The sequence below is a fragment of the Chitinophaga sp. genome, from assembly GCF_017745275.1.
Lineage (GTDB): Bacteria > Bacteroidota > Bacteroidia > Chitinophagales > Chitinophagaceae > Chitinophaga.
The window spans coordinates 23190-45334 of the sequence record NZ_JAGHZS010000013.1 but is presented as its reverse complement, the minus strand read 5'-3'; the positions used below and the strand labels follow the sequence as shown (position 1 = coordinate 45334).

The window sequence follows — 22145 nt, the reverse complement described above, 5'->3', positions numbered from 1 at the left end:
AAAAAGCCTATGCTCAAAAAGATCCTAAAAATTGTGGGCATCACAATAGTGGTCTTGATACTGGCAGCCATCGCCATTCCCTATTTCTTCAAAGACAAGATCATTGCGAAAGTTAAAACGGAACTGAATAACCGGCTCAATGCCAAAGTGGACTTTAAAGACGTGGATATCAGTCTTTTCAGACACTTCCCACGACTGGCCGTTGGGCTGGAAGACTTACAGGTAATTGGTACCGGTGAGTTTTCTGCAGACACCCTGCTGGCAGTAAAACAAATTGATGTAGCCCTGAATCTCATGAGTGTAGTGAAAGGCGATAAGATGGATATTTATAATATCGCGCTCATACAGCCACGGATACACGCTATTGTAAATAAAGACGGCGCCGCCAACTGGAATATCACCAAACCGGATACCAGCGCCACTACACCGGCTGATACCGGCAAAAGTAAATTTGCCCTCAGCCTGCAACAATATAAAATTGAGGACGCCCTGATCAGCTACGATGACCGCCAGGGAAATATGGCCTTACTCATTACCGGCTTAACCCACCAGGGTAAAGGTGATTTCACGCAGGATCAATTCCTGCTGCAAACCAACACCGTAGCAGAGGGTATCACTTTCCGCTATGGACTGATTCCTTATTTGTCGCAGGTAAAAACCAAACTGGATGCCGCCATCCAGGTAGATAATAACAGTAACACCTATACGCTGAAAGATGGTAAAGCTGCCATCAACAACCTGGAACTGGCCCTGCAGGGATTCTTTAAACTGGTAAATGACTCTACCTATGGTATGGACATGAGCTTCAAAGCCCCTTCTACCAATTTTAAAGACCTGTTGTCGCTGGTACCTACTGTATATAAAACGGATTTCGATAAGATAAAAACCAACGGTACCGCCGCTTTCGATGGGTTCGTAAAAGGCAACTACTCGCCCGTGCAAATGCCTTCGTTCGGATTGAACCTGGCCGTGAAAGATGGTTTCTTCCAATATCCTGACCTGCCTAAACCGGTAAAAAATATCCAGATCGCTATGAAAATCAGTAACCCGGATGGCGTACCTGATCATACCGTGGTAGATATGCCTACCGGCCACCTGGAAATGGATAACACCCCGCTGGACCTGCGCCTGCTGGTAAAAACACCGATCTCTGATCTGTATGTAGATGCTGCCGCCAAAGGCAAACTGGACCTGTCTAAAATCACCCAGTTCGTGAAACTGGAATCCGGTACCAACTTATCCGGCTTACTGGATGCAGACATCAGCGCCAAAGGCAATATGAGCGCCATCGAAAAACAACAATACGATCGCTTCTACGCCGCCGGTACCCTGCAATTGAGTAACATGCTCTATAAAAGCAAAGACTACCCCGATGGCGTAAAAGTGAATAACCTCTCCCTTCAGTTTAACCCTAAAAACGTAACAGTAAAAGACCTGAACGGACAATACATGGGTACTAACTTCGAAGCAAACGGAGAAGTGAATAACCTGCTCGCCTATACGTTCAAAAATGCCCCACTGGATGGCAAAATGAACTTTAAGGCAGATGAAATTAACCTGGATAAATGGATGGGAACCACCCCTACCGCTCCGGATCCTGCTACCGCTAAAAAAGACAGCGCCGCTGCAATACCGTTTGCTGTTCCCGCTAACCTGAACCTTGGACTGGTAGCCAATGTGAATAAAATTCACTACGACAAAGCCGACCTCACCAACGTAAGCGGTAACCTGCTCGTAAAAGATGAAACCGTGACCATGCAACAACTGAAAGCCAATGCACTGCAGGGTACCATGGAAATCAACGGTAGCTACAGCACTAAAGCCAGCAAAATAAACCCGGATATTAACCTGGCTTACAACGTGCAAAACCTCGATGTACAACAAACCTTCAATACCTTCAATACCGTACAGAAGTTAATGCCGATCGGTAAATTCCTCTCTGGTAAAATTACTTCGCAGTTAACTATGCATGGTAAGCTGGGCAAGGATATGTCGCCGGAACTGAATACCCTCACCGGTGATGGTAACCTCCTGCTGATACAGGGTTTCCTGAAACAGTTTGCCCCGGTAGATCAATTGGCCAACAGCCTTAACGTAGCGCAACTGAAAGACCTTTCCCTGCGTGATATTAAAAACTACTTTGCTTTTGAAAATGGCCGCGTAAAAGTGAATCCTTTCAAAGTAACAGTAGCTGGCGTCCGCATGGACATTGCCGGTTCACACGGCTTTGACCAGTCGCTCGATTATACCCTGCAACTGACGTTGCCACGCAGCCTGATGGGCTCGGCAGGTAATGCGCTGGTGAACAACCTGGCATCACAGGCGCAAAGCAAAGGCATCCCGGTAAACCTGGGTGATAGCGTGCATTTGCAGGTATTGATGGGAGGTAACATCCTGAAACCAAGCGTTAAAACGGATCTGCGTGAATCTGCCAACAACCTGAAAGCACAAGCAGAACAACTGGTGAAAAATAAAGTAGATTCTGTAAAACACACGGTAAAAGACAGCCTCAACCAGCTGAAAAACACCGCTGTGAATTCCCTGAAAGATGAACTCAAAAATCAACTCAGCGGAAAGAAAGATTCCACTCACACTGGCAAACCATTGGAAAATGTGGGCAAACAAGCCGGAGAAACGGTGAAGAATACACTGAATGGATTGTTTAAGAAGAAGTCTAACAATACAGATACCACGAAACACTAAAAAAATTACGAATTACGAATTACGGATTTGTGGGTAGATATAAGCGAAGGTTATTACTCGCGTTTACTATCTACCCACAAATCCGTAATCCGTAATTCGTAATTCGTAATTCGTAATCCGTAATTCGTAATTCTTTCGTAACTTATGGTAACCAAAACCCCGGACCATGTTGTTGCGTTTCCTCCATACCACGTACTGCAACGCTGCTATCTTTGCCGGCGTATTATTTATCCTGATGGGATATGTTATTCACCGCTTTCCGCCCAAAACGACCAAATCATGGTATGGTTACCGCAGTGTGCTATCTACCAAAACACTTGAAATGTGGCATTCCGCCAATGAATATGCCGCCGGCATTTCCAAACGGGTAGGCATTATTATGTTTGTTTTTGGCATCGCCTGCGCATTGCTATTTGAGAGCCAGACAGATTGGTTCTGGTACCTCACTGTTGGCGCCGTAGTAGCTGGAACGATGTATATGGTGGGAGATACTGAATGGGAATTAACCCGGCATTTCGATAAAGACGGTAACCGTATCTTACCCGAATAAAACAGGAAAAGGCGCCGCTTTCGCAACGCCCTTCCTGCTTATGTATAATTATAAACCCTATCTTTTACGCTTACAGTTTTCCCTGTATATCGTGCTCAGGTACCGACTGATAGCTCTCTTTCATTTTACGCAGCTTCTCTTTACCATACGCCAGCCGGGTAATCACCACATACAATACCGGCACAATAAAAATGGCCAGGAAGGTAGCAGTAAACATACCACCTAGTACCGTCCAACCCATGGTTTTACGCGCTTCCGCACCGGCGCCAGAAGAAAATACCAACGGCAGAATACCTAAGAGGAATGCCATGGAAGTCATGATAATAGGCCGTAAACGGAGCTTGGCCGCTTCTACAGCTGCGGTTACCACATCCATTCCCCTGTCCACACGTTCTTTCGCAAATTCCACAATCAGGATGGCGTTCTTCGCCGACAACCCAATCAACGTAATCAAACCAATCTGCGCATATACGTTATTACTCAGCTTGGGCAGGAAGGTCAGCACCAGGATGGCCCCAAAAGCGCCAATAGGGACCGCCAGCAGCACCGAGAAGGGTACAGACCAGCTTTCATACAATGCGGCCAGGAACAGGAACACAAAGATGATGGAGAGGGCAAAGATGTATACCGTCTTAGATCCTGATAATATTTCCTCCCGGCTCAAACCAGAGAACTCATAACCATATCCATCCGGTAAAGTCTGTGCAGCCACTTCTTTTAATGCATTGATTGCGTCACCACTACTATAGCCAGGCGCCGGCCCACCGTTTATTTCCGCAGAGCGGAACAGGTTATAGTGAGATATTACCGGCGCTGTTTCTATGACTTTGTAAGAAGTCAATGCACTGATAGGCACCATGGACCCTACACTGTTGCGTACAAACAATTGGTTCAGGTTTTTAATGTCTCCGCGATAAGTAGAATCGGCCTGCGTTACCACGCGGAAGTTACGTCCGTAAATAGTGAAGTCGTTGATATAAGCACTACCCATATACGTTTGCAAAGCAGACGCAATATCAGAGATCTTCACGCCCATTTTCTTCGCCTTTTCACGGTCTATATCCAGTTGATAACCTGGTGTACGCGCGGTGAAGAAAGAGAAAGCCTGCGCTATTTCCGGGCGCTGGTTAGCCGCCGCCAGGAAGCTCTGTAATACCCCTTCAAAGGCCTTGATTTCACCAGCACCTCTTTGTTGCAATACAAAAGAGAAACCGGCAGTTTGACCCAGACCCGGGATAGCCGGTGGCTGTATCACCACCACATTGGCTTCTTTATACTTACTCAATTTTTTCTTGACTGTAGCCACCAAAGCCGTAATCTGCAGGGAATCTGCCTTACGCTCTGCCCATGGTTTCAGGGAACAGAAGATGGTACCACTGTTGGATTTAGAGGCGAAGCTCACCGCATTTAAACCACCCAATGCTGCATAGTGTGCAATACCAGGTGTAGCCTGCAGGTCCTTCATCATTTGCGACATCACCCCAACAGTACGTTCTGTAGAAGAAGATTCCGGCAGGTCGAAAGTAATGATCAAACGGCCCTCATCTTCTGTAGGAATGAAGCCCGTAGGTTTCCCCTTGAATAACATCAGGGTACCTACGAAAATGCAGATCAGGATTACTATGGCAAAACGGAAGTAACGGATACTTTTCTTCACGCCTATTGAATAACGGGAAGTAGTATGTCCGAACCAGCGGTTGAATTTAAAAAAGAACTTATTCAACCCTTTGGAATCCTTATCCAGGTGCATCGGTTTCAACAACAGGATACACAATGCCGGTGTTAATGACAACGCCACAAAAGCAGAAATCATTACGGAAATGGCAATTGTGATGGCAAACTGTTGGTATAAACGACCTACGATACCAGGTATAAATCCTACCGGTACAAACACCGCTGCCAGAATCAATGCAATGGCGATTACCGGGCCGGAAATTTCTTTCATGGCCTGTGCTGTGGCATCCCTGGGTGTCATCTTCTCATGGTCAATATTATGCTGTACAGCTTCCACTACCACAATGGCATCATCCACCACAATACCAATAGCGAGTACAAAACCGAACAACGTCAGTGTATTGATGGTAAAACCAAGTGGAATAAAGAAGATGAAAGTAGCAATGATAGATACCGGGATCGCCAGGATAGGAATCAGCGTAGCGCGCCAGCTCTGCAGGAACAGGAACACCACAATTACCACCAGTACCAGGGCTTCCACCAGGGTATGCACCACTTCTTCGATAGATACTTTCACCACAGATACCGACTCAAACGGTACTACGTATTCCACATCTTTCGGGAACTGTTTCTTCAGCTCTTCCATGGTCGCGGTTACGTTGGCCGCTGTTTCCAGCGCATTACTTCCCGGAGCCTGGTATACGAGCAGGTAAGCGGCGCGTTTACCATCCACATAGTTATTACCGGCATAGTTGAATTTACCCAACTGCACACGGGCTACATCTTTCAGGTATACGAGTGATCCATCCGACGGACGGGTTTTCACCACGATGTTGCCGAATTCCTCCGGTGTGGATAACCGTCCTTTGGTAAAGATGTTATACTCGAATGTTTGACCGGTTTGTTGTGGTGGCGCACCAACAGATCCGGCGGTAATCTGCGCGTTCTGTTCTGCCAGTGCAGCACGGATATCATCGGCGGTAACGCCCATTTCAGCCAGCTTATCGGGTTTCAGCCAGATACGCATACTGAAATCATCAGCGCGGGTGAAGATATCCCCTACTCCTTTTGCTCTCAGCAACGCATCTTTTACGTATACGTTGGTGTAGTTATCCAGGAAGGTAATATCGTGTGTGCCTTTGGGTGAGTACAGTGCTACCAGCATCAAAATGCTGGGATTACGCTTCCTAACGGTCAAGCCTAAACGCTGCACTTCCTGTGGCAGGGTAGGTTGTGCAATTCCCACACGGTTCTGTACATCCAGCGCGGCAATATTGATGTCGGTACCTACTTCGAAGTTGACCGTCATACTCATTTGTCCGCTGCTGGTATTGTTGGTATTGATATACGTCATACCCGGTGTACCATTCACCTGCACTTCCACAGGAGTGGCCACAGTTTGTTCTACCGTTTGGGCATCCGCGCCGGTGTAGGTACCGGTCACCTGTACGGTGGGGGGCGAGATCTCCGGATACTGGCCCACGGCCAGGTTCATCATCGCCAATATTCCCACCAGCACCAGCACAATAGATATTACTATGGCCGTTACGGGTCGTTTTATAAAAGTATCTGCAATCATGATCTTCGCTGTTGATTCTACTGATAAAACTATTTCTTGGCAGGCGCGCCTTGTGGTGCGGCTGGTATTCCAATCTGTATTTTACCGCCATCGCGTAAGCGCTGGAAGCCTTCAATAATGACCTTATCACCTGCCTGTACACCGTCCATGATCACTATTTTATCACCGAGTCTGGGTCCCAGGTGTACTTTCTGTTGGGCCGCTACGGAGTCTTTGGCAACAAATACAAAGTATTCGCCCATTTGCTCTGTTACTGCCTTGTATGGGATGACTAATCTTTCGCCGGACTGGTCGTTGAGTACACGTAATACGCAACTCATACCATCTTTCAGTTTATCATCGGGATTGTTGAATTCAATACGCACGCGGATAGTACCGGTTTGATTGTCGACGCCACGATCGATGGCCAGTATTTTACCGGCATGTACATACGCGGTGCCATCTGATAACTGCAGTCGGAACGTACTGTCGTTACCGTTACCTTTCCCCTGCATCGCGGCAAAGCGGGGAATATCATTTTCTGTTACCACAAAATCTACTGCTATCGGATTTTCACTGGAGATGGTATTCAGCAGCGTGGTACCGGGGCTCACTTGTGCGCCCAGTTTCACCTGGGAAATACCAATGCGTCCGGTGAACGGTGCTTTGATGAGTGAGTAATCCAGGTCGGTACGTACCGCAGCAAGATTGGCTTCGGCGGCAGCCAGCTGGCTACGGGAAGTTTCCAGCGTTGCCCGTGCATTATCGAGTATCTGACGGGCTACCGCATCCTGGTCTGCCAGTCGTTGATAGCGGTCGTCATCTTTTTTAGCTCTTTCAAAGCTGGCGTGTGCACTGGCTACGTTTGCCTGTGCCGACAACACCGCTGCTTCATATTTACGACGATCTATTTCATACAATGTTTTTCCTTTCTGCACAATTTCTCCTTCTTTGAAAAAGATACCTGTGATAAACCCGGCCACCTGGGAACGCAGTTCCACCTGGTTGATAGCCACTACAGTAGCGGGATATTTATCGTAATAAACGGCCGGCGATACAGCTGCTTCCGTAACATTTACCGGTGTAGGGGGCATCACTGGCGCCGTTTTTTTAGCAGGACCACTGCAGGCCGATAAGCCCAGGATACTGGCAGCGCTGATTAAGATAATGTTGTTCATTTTTTTCATATCCGTTCCGGTTACCATTTAATAATTAGCTGTTAAGGTTCCTAATGCTTTTTGCAGATCTATCCTGCTGGACAATACCTGGTACATAGAATTGTAATAGTTCAGTTGCGCACTCCGCAACTCTGTTTCAGATATCAATACATCGAGATACGTTTTGATACCCTCTTTATATTGTAACTGCAACATATCGTATACATCTTTTGCCATCTGCACATTTTCTTTCAGCGTCAGATAATCGTTGTAGTTACTCTTGTACGTGGCCATGGCCTGTACATACTGCGCATTAATCTGGCTTCTCAATGCGGCGTAATCCCATTGTGTACGCTGTAATTGCAGCTCTGCCATGCGGATATTATGTATCCGTTTTCCTCCCTGGAAAATAGGCAGTGATAATTTCAATCCTGCTAATGAGTTGGGATAGTCATGGCTGTATAACTTGCTGAATTCTGCATTCTGCCAGGCGAAGGAATAGTTGATAAACGCCGATACCGTAGGCAGAAAGCTCCATTTATTGTATTTCAGGTTGGCTTGCAACAAGCTTTCCTGTGTTTGCAGCAACTGGTATTCAATACGACTTTTATAATCCGCTACCTGTAAGGTATCATCTCCGGTTACCTGCGATGCTACGGCAGAAGAGTCTGATGTCAGAGGTACATCGCCGGCATTTGCGGGATATCCCATTAAATCCTTCAGATATGCCTGTTTTGCTGTCAGCAGTTCACGTGCCGACTTCTGCTGCGCGCGGGCATTATTCAGGGAAATGGTGGCGCGTTTAGCATCTGTTTTATCTACCACGCCACTGGCATACTGGTTCTTTGCATCTGTGAGGCTACGTTCCAGGCGGATGATGTCTTCGCTCAATACTTTAATTTGTTCGGTGGTGAGCAACACATCATAATAGGCTTTGCTGACGTTGGCAACCAGGTCTATCTGGTTACGGGTAGTGGTTTGCTGGCTCTGTTTTCGTACATCCTTTGCCGTATTACTGGCCAGTAACAGATCGCGGGTAAAGATGTTTTGGTTTAATCCAAACAGGGCAGCAGAAGAATTGGCCACACCTGCCTGAATAGGATTTCCGCCTAAAATAGACGTGGGTATTTTCAGGTAGTGCTGGATGTTGTAGTCCAGGTTGATCTGTGGATACCAGTCGGCCAGTTTACTCTTCACTGTTCTATCGGTAATCGCCTCATCAATCAACGACTGGCGGATGACCGGCTGATGCGAAATAGCATACCGGATACATTCCTGCAGGGTGGCGCTGGTTAACAGGGAGTCCGACGATGACTGTGCAAACAACTGCGGCGTTATCAACAATCCGCAGGACACAGCTAACAAATAAAATGCTCTTTTCATAAAAGGCTTTTGACATTCAGTTCATCATTGTACCAATCGAAAGAAAATATTATATCAGCTATTAGCAGTTAGGTATTAGCTATTAGCTATTAGCTAACTGCTAATAGCTGGTATAATGTTTCCTTGTTGTTCAACAGCAATTAGCTGCGTAACAATATTTTTATGCTGCAAAACATGTTAAGCTGCAATCGCTACAGCAAACAGGTAGGTTGATAAGTGAGTTGCTGATTCAAAGGATCTGAAACAATAGCTGCACGGCATCCGGGTTTAGATTCCAGGTATTTGAAAACAACGTATAACAGAGAAGTAGGTTTAACAACAAACATTTTGTTGTCAGGTAAAAGTATTCGGGCGCTAAGATAATGTTATGAAAACAAAAATCCACCCTTTCAGGTGGATTTTAACAATTACATGAAATTTTGTTCCGGTCATCCTTTATTTCGACCGCTAACAATATGTTTTTCTGCATGATAAGAGGACCTAACTAACGGTCCGGACTCTACGTAGTCCAGTCCCATGTTGTATCCTATTTCGCGCAATTCTGCAAATTCATCAGGATGTACAAAGCGTGCTACCGGCAGGTGCTTAGGGGTAGGCTGCAGGTACTGACCCAGTGTAACTACGTCACAACCGTTGTCGTACAGATCTTGCATGGCTTGTACTACTTCTTCTTTGGTTTCACCCAGGCCGAGCATAATACCGCTCTTGGTACGCATACCACCTTCTTTCAACCGGCGGATTACTTCCAGGCTGCGGTGATACTTGGCTTGTATCCTCACCTGTTTGGTTAAACGTTCTACCGTTTCCAGGTTATGTGATACGATTTCAGGCGCTACATCAATAATACGCTGGAGATTTTCCCATTGACCACGAAAATCCGGGATCAGGGTTTCCATGGTTGTTTCGGGATTTAAGGCCCTCACGGCATTGATGGTGTTTGCCCAGATGATAGAACCACCGTCTTTCAGTTCGTCTCTGTCGACGGACGTGATCACCGCATGTTTTACTTTCATCAGGTAAATGGCTTCTGCCACACGCTGAGGTTCGTCAAAATCTACGGCTTCCGGGCGGCCGGTAGCTACGGCACAAAAGCCGCAACTGCGGGTACAGATATTTCCCAGGATCATGAAAGTGGCCGTACCGGCTCCCCAGCACTCACCCATGTTAGGGCAGTTACCGCTTTCACAGATCGTATGTAATTTATGGGTATCTACCAGGTTCCTCACCTGCTTATAGTTCTCGCCTATCGGTAATTTAACGCGCAGCCAATCAGGCTTTTTTACTCTTGTTGTAGCCGGTTCGGCGGCTATTACGGGTAGTTCTTGCATCGCTTATTCCTTTCTTTAGAAAAGCAAAGTTAACACTTATCTCTTATTCCAGCGCTTCCCGAATTGAAGGCTTACATATCCTCCAAAAAAGAACTGTTTATTGTAGTCTATTCCATTATATACCACCATGATAGGGATCTTTTTGGTATACATTTCCGCATTCATCCCCACTTCCAGGGCACTTACCACCTCGTTGAAATGGGCCCAGTCAAAGCGCATCCCCAGTTTTGCGTGCACACCCGGTACCACTGTCAGGTTATCCCAACCTTTCCCGAAACCACCGGCGCCATTAATATTTTCTGCGGTCAGGAATTGTTCAGGGTCTGCAGGATCATACTTTACATCCTTATTATCCCCATTGATCTGCATATTCAGGTAATAGGGCTTCAACAGTCCCACAGATAAGCCACCATAGTAGATCAGGTCCACTTCTACCCCGTTTTTATTGGCTTTTCCTCCTAACATATAGCGCTGACCTACGCCCAGCTTAGCCTGGTAAAAATTATTCTGCTTACCATATATATAAGGACGCTGGGTAAAGTAAATACTGCTTTTCTTCACTTCCTTATTACTTTTCTTCTCCGAAAAGTCGAACTGGAAATAAGTGACCTTTTTCCGGCTTTTCCGATAGCCCATTTCCACGAAACCTGTCCAGCCATCGGTATTGAGCCTGCCACCCACCGAAAAATCACGCTGGAAAACATTCTCTCCTTCTTCCTGCTCACGGAAAACAGAGATCTTCTTCAGCTTACGCTGTTCCTTATCGCTTTTCTTGCTTTTTTGCGTGGAAGTGGTATTGGTAGTAGATTGCGCAAACAAGCCGCCGGACATTATCGCCAAAAACAGGATTAAGTATATTTTTTTCACAGTGGGCTATTATTATAATAAGTAAACGCTTGAACCAAGGTATTGTTATGTATATATTACAAACGTAGCTAATTTTTTTTTAGTTTAACAGCACCTCCGCTTTCCATATTGTACATATCCTGAAAATACCTTTAATTTTACCCTCAGATCATAAAAAGAATCAATATGCAAACGGCATCTATCATCTATAACGGGGAATTACGCACCACAGCTACCCACCTCCAGTCAGGCACCGTGATTGAAACAGACGCACCAGTAGATAATAAAGGTAAAGGAGAAAGATTTTCTCCGACTGACCTGGTAGCCACAGCGCTGGGATCCTGCATGCTCACCATCATGGGCATCAAAGCCCGCGAAAACAACTGGGCTATTGAAGGAACCAAATTAACCGTGCAGAAAATCATGGGTACTGAACCCCGCCGTATTACCGGCGTCACCATCGTATTTGACTTCCCTGCCGGTCATAACCTGGGCGAAAAAGAAAGAACCATACTCGAAAGAGCTGCACATACCTGCCCGGTGGCACAAAGCGTACATCCTGATATTGTACAGGATGTTACTTTTAACTGGTAATACGGAGCAGAAAGCGGAAAGCAGAAAGCAAAAAGCTATTGTAGCGAATGATTAAAGAGCAGTAAATATCTGCTATGGTCACCCGCTACAATAGCTTTTTGCTTTTTGCTTTCCGCTTCTCTAAATCCCTCCGATAATTTTTATCCCCACAGCGCAATGCAGGCATCGTTTCTCATCACAGTAGTACTGCTTCAACTGCAGTAACGCCTGCGACTCCATCGCGCTTTCCTGTGTTACGCCCAACTGTTCCCATTCTTCCGTGATACGGTTTCTTTCCGGTGGCAACTGCTCTAAAAAATGCAGGGCCTTTTCCTGGTAATATTTCAATTGCTTCTGCTGCCCATACAGGAACAGTAATGGCAGTACTGTATTAATGAGGATACTGTGTACCGCCTGTTTGCCCGGCAACTGCGTATGCCCTACTGCCTGTCCGAACCGGTAATGGGTACGCCAGTACGCCGACGGCTGTACGAAAAATAACTGCTCCAGCGCTGTTATATCGTTTGCATCCAGTATCCGGGGAAACAGGCGGGGACTGTGTTGCAGCAGGGCTGCGAAAGTAGCCAGCCGCATGGTGGGGAAAGCCGCCGGCCGCATCCGCAGCCAGTTCCAGTGATGCGCCGGGATAGGGCTAAGCCCATACTTATGCTGCAGATGTGCATATACGGCCTGTAATTGTGCAGCATATTCATCTGCGGGAGGCTGGCCCAGCATCCCCGCCTGCCCAAACAGGAGCGCCTCCAACTGCAGGCGTTCCTGCCGGCACCGCATCAACAGGGTATAGGAGAGCGACTGCGCTACTTCCAGCATAGGCAGCGTGTTTACCGGCATCCCATAGCTTTGCGCCACCGCCCAGTAGCATACTTCTTCCCAATTGGATTGACTGCTTTGCAGCCAGGCCCGCAATACGCCCAGCTTGCGCTCCCAACGTTCGGCCAGCAGCCGCTCTTTCCAGCTTACCCACGTGAGCGGCGGAACGCTGGCGGCATAAGGTGCGCAGGGAACAAAAGGTGCCCGCTGCCGCAATTGCTCATAACGCTGCAATAAAAGTTTGGGAATATGTTGCTGCAATTCCAGGCAAGGCACGCCCGGAATACGGTCCGCCGGCATATCATGCACAAATACCACGTGCAGGATCACCCGCCCGTATTGTGGATTATGCTGGTGCCTATGCCGGAACCAGTCTGAAGTACGGAGGTGCAGCTCCACCTGTCCCATCCATAAAGTGGTGCCAATCCTGATCTTGGCCGCTGAAAAATCAGGGCCGCCATGATGATTATGTAGTCCGGGATATAAGATCTGTACCGGTTCTCCACCGGTAGTGGCCAGGTGATCCTGCTTAAACAGCCGGAAGGCCCAGATGTACTGGAATAGCTCTTCTGAGAGCAACGGGTTAACAAACATAAAAGATACGGTTGGGGTATAAAATAGTATCAGCTAAAGGTAATAAAACATCGTTTAATAAATAAATTCAAACTTCAATTTGGAAATCTGATGAAAGTCACATTACCTTTGCGCCAGTTCTTACACATCACTTATCCAGAAAGGCGGAGGGACTTGGCCCTGCGATGCCTTAGCAACCTTTCCTGATTATATGATCAGGAAAAAGGTGCTAATTCCTGCCCCATGCGTTAGCGTGGGGAAAGATAAGTTGGCAGAGATAATACTTCACAGATATATATAACTTTCTAAGAGAGCTCTTCCAACACACGGAAGAGCTTTTTTTATGCCCACTCCGCCCCCCTTTCATGGATTTGTTGTTGTTTAAGTTGATCTTTAATGATAAAGTTGCAGCAGATTATTGTGCATATTGAACATCATTAAAAATAATTTATAACATGAAAACAGCTACACAACTGATTCATAGCATTCCGGTAGACGAACTGACAGGCGCCATCTCTGTGCCTATCTATCAAACATCCACCTTTGTGCAGGAATCACCCGGCATCAATAAAGGCTTTGAATTTTCGCGGGCAAACAACCCCACGAGAAAAGTGCTGGAAGACCTCATCTGCAACCTGGAAGAAGGGTTTGCCGGATTTGCGTTCGCCAGCGGTATGTCGGCCATAGATGCGGTGCTGAAGCTGTTAAAGACCGGCGATGAGATCATGGCGGTAGAAGATACCTACGGTGGCATCTTCCAGATATTTAACCACATGTTTGAACGCTTCGGCATCAAAGTTAATTTCGTAGATACCAGCAACATCGATAAAGTATTGGCCGCCATTACCCCCAATACCAAAATCATCTGGCTGGAATCCCCTACCAATCCAACATTGCGCATTTCTGATATCAAATCTATCAGCAAAATTGCCAAACAACATAATATCCTGCTGGTAGTAGACAATACTTTCAGCACCCCGCTGTTACAACAACCTATCCCCCTGGGGGCCGATATTGTTATTCACAGCGCCTCCAAATATCTTTCCGGCCACAGTGATGTCATCGCCGGACTGGTAGTGGTAAACAGCAAAGTACTGGCAGACCAGCTCCGCTACAACCAGAATATTTCCGGTAGTATACTCAGTCCGTTCGAAGCATGGCTCACCATCCGTGGCGTGGAAACCTTGTACCTGCGACTGGAAAAACAATGCAGCAATGCCAGCGCTATCGCTAACTGGCTGGCCGCACATCCTGCCGTGGATAAAGTATTTTATCCCGGACTGGCTACCCATAAAAATCATCATATCGCCCGTAAACAACAGAAAAATTACGGCGCACTGGTGAGCTTTTCCCTGAAAAGCGACAATATCAAAAATGCGATCCGCATCGTAAACGCCACCAAGTTATTTAAACTGGCAGAAAGTTTCGGCGGCGTGAAAAGTATGCTGGCCCACCCGGCTACCATGACGCATCGTAACATCCCGGAAGAATTCCGGAAAAGAACAGGGTTACAGGATTCCTGTATCCGTTTATCAGTAGGTATTGAAGATGCCGAAGACCTGATTAACGACCTGAAACAAGCGCTGGATAAACTAAATCATCCGGCTGGCAAGCAAATTACTGTTTTACAATAAAGCCCTTGGTAATTAACCACCACTTCGACTTTACAGAACCTGATCATCTCTGCATCGTTGAAGACTAATTGCTGAAGGCTGCAAGCTCAAAAAATGTATGGAAAATAAGATCATCAATTTAGGTATTTTCGGATTCGGCGTCGTAGGACAAGGACTCTATGAAGTGTTGAACAGAACAAAAGGTATTAATGCCCGCATCAAAAAAATCTGCATTAAAGACCCTAATAAGTCAAGACCTATCGATAGCAGCTACTTTACGACTGATAAAAATGAAATCCTCGAAGATCCTACCATTGACGTGGTAGTAGAACTGATCAACGAAACCGAAGCAGCCTTTGAAATTGTGAGCACCGCCCTGCGTAACGGCAAAGCGGTAGTAAGCGCCAGCAAAAGAATGATCGCGGAAAATCTGCCTGCCCTGTATCAACTGCAGGCGGAAAACAAAGTACCGTTCCTGTATGAAGCGTCCAGTTGCGCCAGTATTCCCATTATCCGCAACCTGGAAGAATATTATGATAACGACCTGCTCAATGCAGTGGAAGGTATCTGTAACGGCTCTACGAATTATATTCTTACCAAAATATTTGAAGAAAACCTCAGCTTCCAAACCGCCCTGCAACAAGCGCAGGACCTGGGCTTTGCCGAAACTGACCCTACCCTCGATATCGAAGGATATGATCCGAAATTTAAAATCGTGATCCTCCTCCTCCATGCCTTTGGCACATTCGTGAAACCGGAAGAAGTATTCAATTTCGGTATTCATCACCTGAATGACTTTGATATCCAGTTCGCCAAACAACGCAACTGTACCATCAAGCTCATTGCACAATGCCGCCGTCAGAACGGGCACGTATTCTCTTACGTATTGCCACACCTGATCAAAGAACATAACCTGCTCTACGATGTATACAATGAATACAATGGTATCCTGCTGGAAAGTGCTTTCACCGACAAACAATTCTTTGTAGGTAAAGGTGCCGGTGGTACTGCTACCGGTAGCGCTGTACTGTCTGATATTTCCGCATTGTTATACAACTATCGCTACGAGTATAAAAAGATCAAACAGAACAATCAGCCCAGCTTTACTAATGATGTAAATCTGAAAGTATACCTGCGCTATAAAACACCGGACCAGGTAGATCTGGCAGAGTTCTTCAATATCTCTGAAAAATATGAATCCAGCGAATGGCGCTATGTGGTAGGTACTATTAACTTACAGAAGCTGAGAGAAGCCGGCTGGCTGAAAAATAAAGATGTTAATATCCTGGTATTGGAATAAAGAGATGTAAATAAGCAAAAACCAATCGTAACAACGGCGCTGATCACAGCGCCGTTCTTTTTTGAATTACGAATTACGGATTACGAATTACGGATTTGTGGGGAGATTTAAGCGGATGTAATTCGCGTTTACTATCTCCCCACAAATCCGTAATTCGTAATTCGTAATTCGTAATTTCTAAAAGTTTTCCAGTTCTTCCACTACCTTACTTACCGGCAGGCCCATTACATTGTAGAAGCAGCCGTTAATGCTGTCGATCCCCACTGCGCCAATCCATTCCTGTATGGCATAAGCGCCGGCTTTATCGAATGGTTTGTATTGATCCACATAATACGTGAGCTGTTCCAGGTTCAACGGCTTAAAATGCACCGAGGTGATTTTGGAAAAAGCCACTTCCCTGGCGTCCTGTTGTATAATAACGCCGGTGACTACACGATGTTCACGGCCGCTGAGGCGGGCAAGAATGTCGATGGCATCCTGGCGGTCTTTTGGCTTGCCAATAATATGATCATCCAATACTACTACAGTATCTGCGGCAATAATAATATCGGTGGGAGCACAAAGGTTACGCACAGCAGCCGCTTTTTGCCGGGCTATATGCACCGGGATGTCTGGTATAGCCAGTTCCGGCGGAAAGGTTTCTGCTGTTTCTACCACTTTCACCTCGAAAGGAATGCCGGCCTGCTCTAACAACTGCTTTCTACGGGGCGACTGTGAGGCCAGAATAACGGGTTTCCCTTTATACATCTCTATAAATAAATTTTAAAAAATATCATGGACAAAATGCCGGTCAGCATTACTACTTTCACGAGGGTGCTTACCTTATGATAATGTTCCGGCAGATGTGCTTTTTTCAATTGTAAATAAATATATCCGCAAGGTACCTGTACAAACAACAGCAGGTAAGCAATAGCTGCATACCAACCCAACACCCATACCCTGATTTCCACTGCCAGTATGATAATTACCAGTGCCAGCAACAATACATTACAAAAGCGTTTGGCAGCCAGTACGCCCCATGCAATAGGCAGGGTGCGGCATCCATCTTTGCTGTCGCCCATCATATCCTCCAGGTCTTTCACTATTTCCCTGACCATGGAAATTAAAAAAGCGAACAACGCATATACGCCGATAATCTGTATCAGCTTCCGGCCGGTGGCAGACATGATCGCTTCAAAACTATGATAGATCTGTTTCTCGTAAAATCCTACCACTACTACTGCGAGTGCTGTCAACAGTGAAATAATGACGTTGCCGATCAGCACCTGTCTTTTAAAAGAAGTAGAATAAAACCAAAGCAGCAGGGAACAAATGACCTGGGTAAAGCCCAGGTAGAACTGCCCGGTTTTAAAGGCTACCATAAAGCCCAGGGATACGCCAGCCATATTCAGCAGCGTATGCCAGGCCATTGCCCAGCGCCGGCTGATAATTTTGTCCAGCACCATTTTCTCCGGCTTATTCACGATATCAATGTTGATATCGAAATAGTCGTTAATAATATAGCCGGCCGCCGCTACCAGGATGGTAGACAAACTCAGTAATACAAATTGCGGAACGGGCAGCGAGGGTTCTTCGCCGGAGCTGCGTAACACAGGTTCCACTACGCAGTATTGCAATAAAAATTGGGTAAGGCCAATATATATCAGGTTAGGGTATCTGATCAATTTAAAAAATGCAGCCCAGAGCTTCATAAGTTTCTCTTTTATTATTTCGATGCAATGCCTTCATCCATTAGCCAATGTCCGTTCAGTTTCAGCACTTTCTCCATTACTTCCCTTACGCACCCGTGGCCTCCGGGGAATGGGGATACATATTTTGAAATACTTTTAATTTCCTGGACCGCATCGGCAGGGCAGGTAGGTAAGCCCACCAGTTGCATAGGCAGATAATCGGGTATATCATCTCCCATATAAAGTAATTCATCCCAGCGCAGGTCATTTTCAAATACATAATCCTGCAGCTTTTCCTGCTTATCATGTATGCCGGTATAAATATCTTTAATGCCAAGTCCCTGTAACCTGCTTACTACGCTTTCCGATTTTCCTCCGGAGATGATTACCACCCGGTAGCCTTTTTTTACGGCCAATTGCAGGGCGTAGCCATCTTTGATATTCATTCTGCGCGACATTTCTCCACCCGGCAACAATTGCAGGGTACCATCAGTAAGTACGCCGTCTACATCCAGCACAAATGTGGTGATAGATTTAAATAAAGCCAATACGTTCATGGGGCCAAAAGTAAAGAATTACGAATTACAAATTACGAATTACGGATTTGTGGGGAGATAATAACGGATGATCTTCGCGAATATCTCCTCACAAATCCGTAATTCGTAATTTGTAATTCGTAATTCTCTATTTATGATGGAATTGATAGATGGCGTCAGACATCACCTGGTAAACTAACTGCAAATATTCGTTTCCTGCCAGGAGCTCACGGTGCAGGCTCATCGTATTTTCATCCTGGCGCAACGCCGGCCCTGTTTGTACAGCTTCCGGCGGGAATTTCTCCAGGCGGTCAAAAGTTTCTTTTATAATTGGCTGCAACAGGGAAAAGTCCAGTTGCTCTTTTTCACAATAAGCTTTTGCCTGGGCAATGAGGTGGTTGGTAAAGTTATTACAAAGCACCGCGGTGAGATGATATTTCAACCGCTGGGCGGAGGTAGTAACAGTTACACTACTGGAAATACTCTGGGCCAGGGCCTGCAGCCGCCGCAACACATCATCATTGCTGGCCTCCAGCATCACCGGGATAGGCGGATAACTTTTAGTTTCTTTGCGTATAGACTGCAACGGATATACGACACCGGTATTCGACGAAATCCTGGAGATGGCCTCTAGCGGCACCGCTCCTGCGGTATGTGCCACGAAACGCTTTCCCAGGCGCAGCTGATCATTTAACCCGGCAATGGCGCTATCGCTCACGGCCAGCAGGTAAATGTCTGCCTCCATATTAATATCCTGTAAATCGTCGGTATATGCCGCATTCAACATCTCTCCCAGTTCCTGCGCATGTGCCTTCTGCCGGCTGATCACCTGCTTTACCTGGTGACCATGAATCTTTAAAAGCTGTCCGAAACAATGTGCCACATTGCCCGTACCCACAATGACTATATCCATTATAATTTGTTTTTTAATAGTAAACCGCCGGAAATGAGCCCGCCTGCATGATTCCGTTTTCTAATATACGCGTTTTAGTGCGTCAACGATCTTTCCTTGTGAAAATGGCAAACAGCCCCGCTTTTTTAAAAGCACAGCGATATTAATAGTTTTGTTATCTTTAACAGCCTTGATTCCAGTTGATACCGGCACGTTTGTTATCATTCTGCCTGTCACATCAGGCAGTGTTGCTATCTGAACCAAACAGGGAGGCCTTTTTGAAAGACTCCATCGTTAATTATTTGATAACTAAACACATCTGGTTGTTGGAATCGCAAAGCCGGTGTGTCCTGTCCCTACGGAAAATATCTACCCGTGGTTGGGCTATACAGACCAATATCAATATAATTTTATATCATTGCAAAATTCATTGAAGTAATTATTTCACAGAATTTTGCGTATTTAGCAGCATATTAAAGAAGCATACATGGCAAAAAATTTAGTTATAGTTGAGTCCCCGGCGAAAGCCAAGACCATAGAAAAAATATTGGGCAAAGACTTCGAAGTCAAGTCCTGCTTCGGTCACATTCGTGATCTGGAGAAAGACGACATGGGGATAGACATCGATAATAACTTCAAGCCTAAGTATGTCATCCCAGAGGATAAAGAAAAGGTAGTAAAGGAACTGAAGAAGCTGGCGAAGGATACCGATGAGGTATGGCTGGCAACGGATGAGGACCGTGAAGGAGAAGCCATTTCCTGGCATTTATGTGAGGTATTGAAACTGGACCCTAAAACTACCAAACGCATTGTTTTCCATGAAATCACCAAACCTGCTATAGAAAACGCTGTACAACATCCGCGTAAACTGGATATGGACCGTGTAAATGCGCAACAGGCGCGGCGTATACTGGATCGTATTGTGGGCTTTGAAATTTCCCCGGTACTGTGGCGTAAAATGAGTATGCGCAACTCCCTGTCTGCCGGCCGTGTACAATCTGTAGCGGTACGACTGATTGTGGAGCGTGAAAGAGAAATCAACCACTTCCAGTCTGTCAGCACCTTTAAAGTAGAAGCTTACTTTACCGGTAAAGATATTAATGGCAAAAACATTTCCTTCAAAGCAGAAGGTCCGGGTAAATTCAAAACTGCCGAAGACGCCGAGAAATTCCTGCAACAGTGCGTGGGTGCAGCCTATACCGTTAAAGATATACAGGTAAAACCCGGTAAAAAATCGCCTGCGGCGCCATTTACCACGTCTACCCTGCAACAGGAGGCCAGCCGCAAACTGGGCTACAGTGTTTCAAAGACCATGTTGCTGGCTCAAAAGCTGTATGAAAGCGGTAATATCACCTATATGCGTACGGACTCCGTGAACCTGTCCGATACGGCAGTAGCTGAAATAGAAAAAGCTATTAAAGGCAGTTTTGGTAATAAATACCACCAACACCGCAAATTCAAAAATAAAAACGAGTCCGCACAGGAAGCGCACGAAGCCATCCGCCCCACCTACATGGAAAATACCACGGTAGATGATGCGGATACCCGCAAACTGTACGAACTGATCTGGAAACGTACCATCGCCAGCCAGATGGCAGATGCCGAGCTGGAAAAAACCATTGCTAAAATCGATATCTCTACTAACCACGAAGAGCTCACCGCCAGCGGGGAAGTACTGAAATTCGATGGCTTCCTGAAAGTATACATGGAAAGCCACGATGACGAAGAAGAACAGGAAGAACAGGAAGGTTCTTTACCTCCGTTAGCGGTAAAACAATCGCTGGACCTGAAAGAAATGAAGGCCACCGAAAGATTCTCCCGCCCGGCGCCACGCTATACAGAAGCCAGCCTGGTAAAGAAACTGGAAGAACTGGGCATCGGCCGCCCCTCTACTTATGCACCTACTATTACCACTATTCAGAAGCGTAATTATGTAGAGAAAAGAGAAAAAGAAGGTGTTAAGAGAGATTACCGCATCCTGGTACTGAAAGCAGATAAGATCAGCAAACAAACCGAGTCTGAAAATACCGGCGCAGAAAAAGCCAAACTATTCCCTACCGATCTGGGTATGATCGTAACCGACTTCCTCAACCAATACTTTAATAACGTAATGGACTATGGCTTTACCGCCAAAATAGAGGAAGAATTCGATGAAATTGCCAGCGGTAAAAAGGAATGGAATAACATGATCAGCGATTTCTACTTTCCCTTCCATAAAGATGTGGAAAACACACTGGAAAATGCAGAACGTGTAAAAGGTGAACGTCCGCTGGGTACAGATGCAGCTTCCGGCAAACCTATTGTAGCACGTATGGGCCGCTATGGTCCTATGATCCAGATAGGTAGTGTGGAAGATGAGGAAAAGCCACGCTTCGCGAAATTAAAGGCTACGCAGAGCATTGAAACCATTACGCTGGATGAAGCCATGGAGCTATTTAAGCTGCCCCGCAACCTGGGTCAGTTTGAAGATTCTGATGTAATTATCAATATCGGTCGCTTTGGTCCTTACGCACAACACGATAAAAAATTCTATTCCCTCAAAAAGGAAATGGACCCGTATACAGTAGAACTGGATGAAGTAGCACCGCTCATTGCAGAAAAACGTACTGCAAAAGACGAGCGTACCATCAAAATATTTGAGAAAGAAAAAATACAGATCCTGAAAGGACCTTATGGCCCATACATTAAACAAGGATTGAAGAACTTTAAGATACCAAAAGAGAAAATTGATACCGCTGCTGACTTAACGGTAGAAGAAGCTAAAGCCATCATTGAAGAAGCTAAAGCGAATCCACCTAAGAAAAAGGCGCCACCCAGGAAGAAGAAGGCTGAATAACGCAGTGGTACGAATATGATGAAAATGGAGGCAATGATAATAACTGCAGTGTAAGTGATATGCTTATTATTTAATTTGCCAACAGGATCACATCATTTGATGATTACCAACTGATCATAGAT

General features: G+C 46.0%; 16 protein-coding genes and 1 riboswitch. Of the genes, 6 read left to right on the top strand and 10 right to left on the bottom strand.

Translation table 11 applies throughout. The annotated features are described in order from the left end of the window. Window positions 1-9 precede the first annotated feature (9 nt). Both J7623_RS30790 and J7623_RS30785 read left to right on the top strand, forming a co-directional pair. Entirely contained in the window at window positions 10-2703 is a 2694-nt protein-coding gene (locus tag J7623_RS30790) for an AsmA-like C-terminal region-containing protein (RefSeq protein WP_291928930.1), read from the top strand. A 166-nt stretch (window positions 2704-2869) separates the two neighbouring features. Next, window positions 2870-3253, top strand: a complete 384-nt coding sequence (locus J7623_RS30785) for an SdpI family protein (RefSeq protein WP_291928927.1) — start codon at window positions 2870-2872, stop codon at window positions 3251-3253. A gap of 70 nt (window positions 3254-3323) precedes the next feature. Here J7623_RS30785 and J7623_RS30780 read toward each other — a convergent pair whose 3' ends face one another. The 5 genes from J7623_RS30780 to J7623_RS30760 form a co-directional block, all read right to left on the bottom strand. Beyond that, window positions 3324-6506, bottom strand: coding sequence for a multidrug efflux RND transporter permease subunit (locus tag J7623_RS30780; protein ID WP_291928925.1), 3183 nt, complete (start codon window positions 6504-6506; stop codon window positions 3324-3326). A gap of 29 nt (window positions 6507-6535) precedes the next feature. Then, the gene (locus J7623_RS30775; RefSeq protein WP_291928922.1) at window positions 6536-7672 is read right to left on the bottom strand and encodes an efflux RND transporter periplasmic adaptor subunit; all 1137 of its coding nucleotides are present in this window, start codon (window positions 7670-7672) and stop codon (window positions 6536-6538) included. An 18-nt stretch (window positions 7673-7690) separates the two neighbouring features. Beyond that, window positions 7691-9025: a TolC family protein gene (locus tag J7623_RS30770; protein WP_291928918.1), complete on the bottom strand. Its 1335-nt coding sequence runs from the start codon at window positions 9023-9025 to the stop codon at window positions 7691-7693. Window positions 9026-9453: 428 nt separating this feature from the next. Then, window positions 9454-10353, bottom strand: a complete 900-nt coding sequence (gene lipA / locus J7623_RS30765) for a lipoyl synthase (RefSeq protein ID WP_079468971.1) — start codon at window positions 10351-10353, stop codon at window positions 9454-9456. Between the two features lie 36 nt (window positions 10354-10389). Beyond that, the gene (locus tag J7623_RS30760) at window positions 10390-11220 is read right to left on the bottom strand and encodes a hypothetical protein (protein ID WP_291928905.1); all 831 of its coding nucleotides are present in this window, start codon (window positions 11218-11220) and stop codon (window positions 10390-10392) included. A 165-nt stretch (window positions 11221-11385) separates the two neighbouring features. On the opposite strand from J7623_RS30760, the gene J7623_RS30755 reads away from it, so the two are divergent. Beyond that, window positions 11386-11793: an OsmC family protein gene (locus J7623_RS30755; protein ID WP_291928902.1), complete on the top strand. Its 408-nt coding sequence runs from the start codon at window positions 11386-11388 to the stop codon at window positions 11791-11793. A 120-nt stretch (window positions 11794-11913) separates the two neighbouring features. On the opposite strand, the gene J7623_RS30750 is transcribed toward J7623_RS30755, so the two are convergent. After that, complete coding sequence (locus J7623_RS30750) at window positions 11914-13197, bottom strand: DUF2851 family protein (protein WP_291928899.1); 1284 nt, start codon at window positions 13195-13197, stop codon at window positions 11914-11916. 128 nt (window positions 13198-13325) lie between these two features. Further along, a riboswitch (SAM riboswitch) is annotated at window positions 13326-13446 on the top strand. 185 nt (window positions 13447-13631) lie between these two features. Between J7623_RS30750 and J7623_RS30745 the strand changes: the two genes are divergently transcribed. Beyond that, entirely contained in the window at window positions 13632-14810 is a 1179-nt protein-coding gene (locus J7623_RS30745) for a PLP-dependent aspartate aminotransferase family protein (protein WP_291928896.1), read from the top strand. A gap of 97 nt (window positions 14811-14907) precedes the next feature. Continuing rightward, window positions 14908-16089 (top strand): homoserine dehydrogenase, encoded by a 1182-nt coding sequence (locus tag J7623_RS30740; RefSeq protein ID WP_291928893.1) that lies wholly within the window; start codon window positions 14908-14910, stop codon window positions 16087-16089. Between the two features lie 177 nt (window positions 16090-16266). On the opposite strand, the gene J7623_RS30735 is transcribed toward J7623_RS30740, so the two are convergent. The 4 genes from J7623_RS30735 to J7623_RS30720 all read right to left on the bottom strand — a co-directional run bounded on the left by J7623_RS30735 (window position 16267) and on the right by J7623_RS30720 (window position 19208). Continuing rightward, a complete protein-coding gene (locus tag J7623_RS30735; protein WP_291928891.1) occupies window positions 16267-16836 on the bottom strand; it encodes a Maf family protein in 570 nt (189 codons plus the stop codon). Between the two features lie 2 nt (window positions 16837-16838). Next, the gene (locus J7623_RS30730; protein ID WP_291928888.1) at window positions 16839-17780 is read right to left on the bottom strand and encodes a geranylgeranylglycerol-phosphate geranylgeranyltransferase; all 942 of its coding nucleotides are present in this window, start codon (window positions 17778-17780) and stop codon (window positions 16839-16841) included. A 14-nt stretch (window positions 17781-17794) separates the two neighbouring features. Next, window positions 17795-18316 carry a 3-deoxy-D-manno-octulosonate 8-phosphate phosphatase gene (locus tag J7623_RS30725; RefSeq protein WP_291928886.1) on the bottom strand — a complete coding sequence of 174 codons (522 nt, stop codon included), beginning with the start codon at window positions 18314-18316 and terminating at the stop codon, window positions 17795-17797. 127 nt (window positions 18317-18443) lie between these two features. Then, window positions 18444-19208: a DUF2520 domain-containing protein gene (locus J7623_RS30720; RefSeq protein WP_291928883.1), complete on the bottom strand. Its 765-nt coding sequence runs from the start codon at window positions 19206-19208 to the stop codon at window positions 18444-18446. Window positions 19209-19674: 466 nt separating this feature from the next. Here J7623_RS30720 and topA point away from each other — a divergent pair, with 466 nt between their 5' ends. Next, a complete protein-coding gene (gene topA, locus J7623_RS30715) occupies window positions 19675-22023 on the top strand; it encodes a type I DNA topoisomerase (protein ID WP_291928880.1) in 2349 nt (782 codons plus the stop codon). Window positions 22024-22145 lie beyond the last annotated feature (122 nt).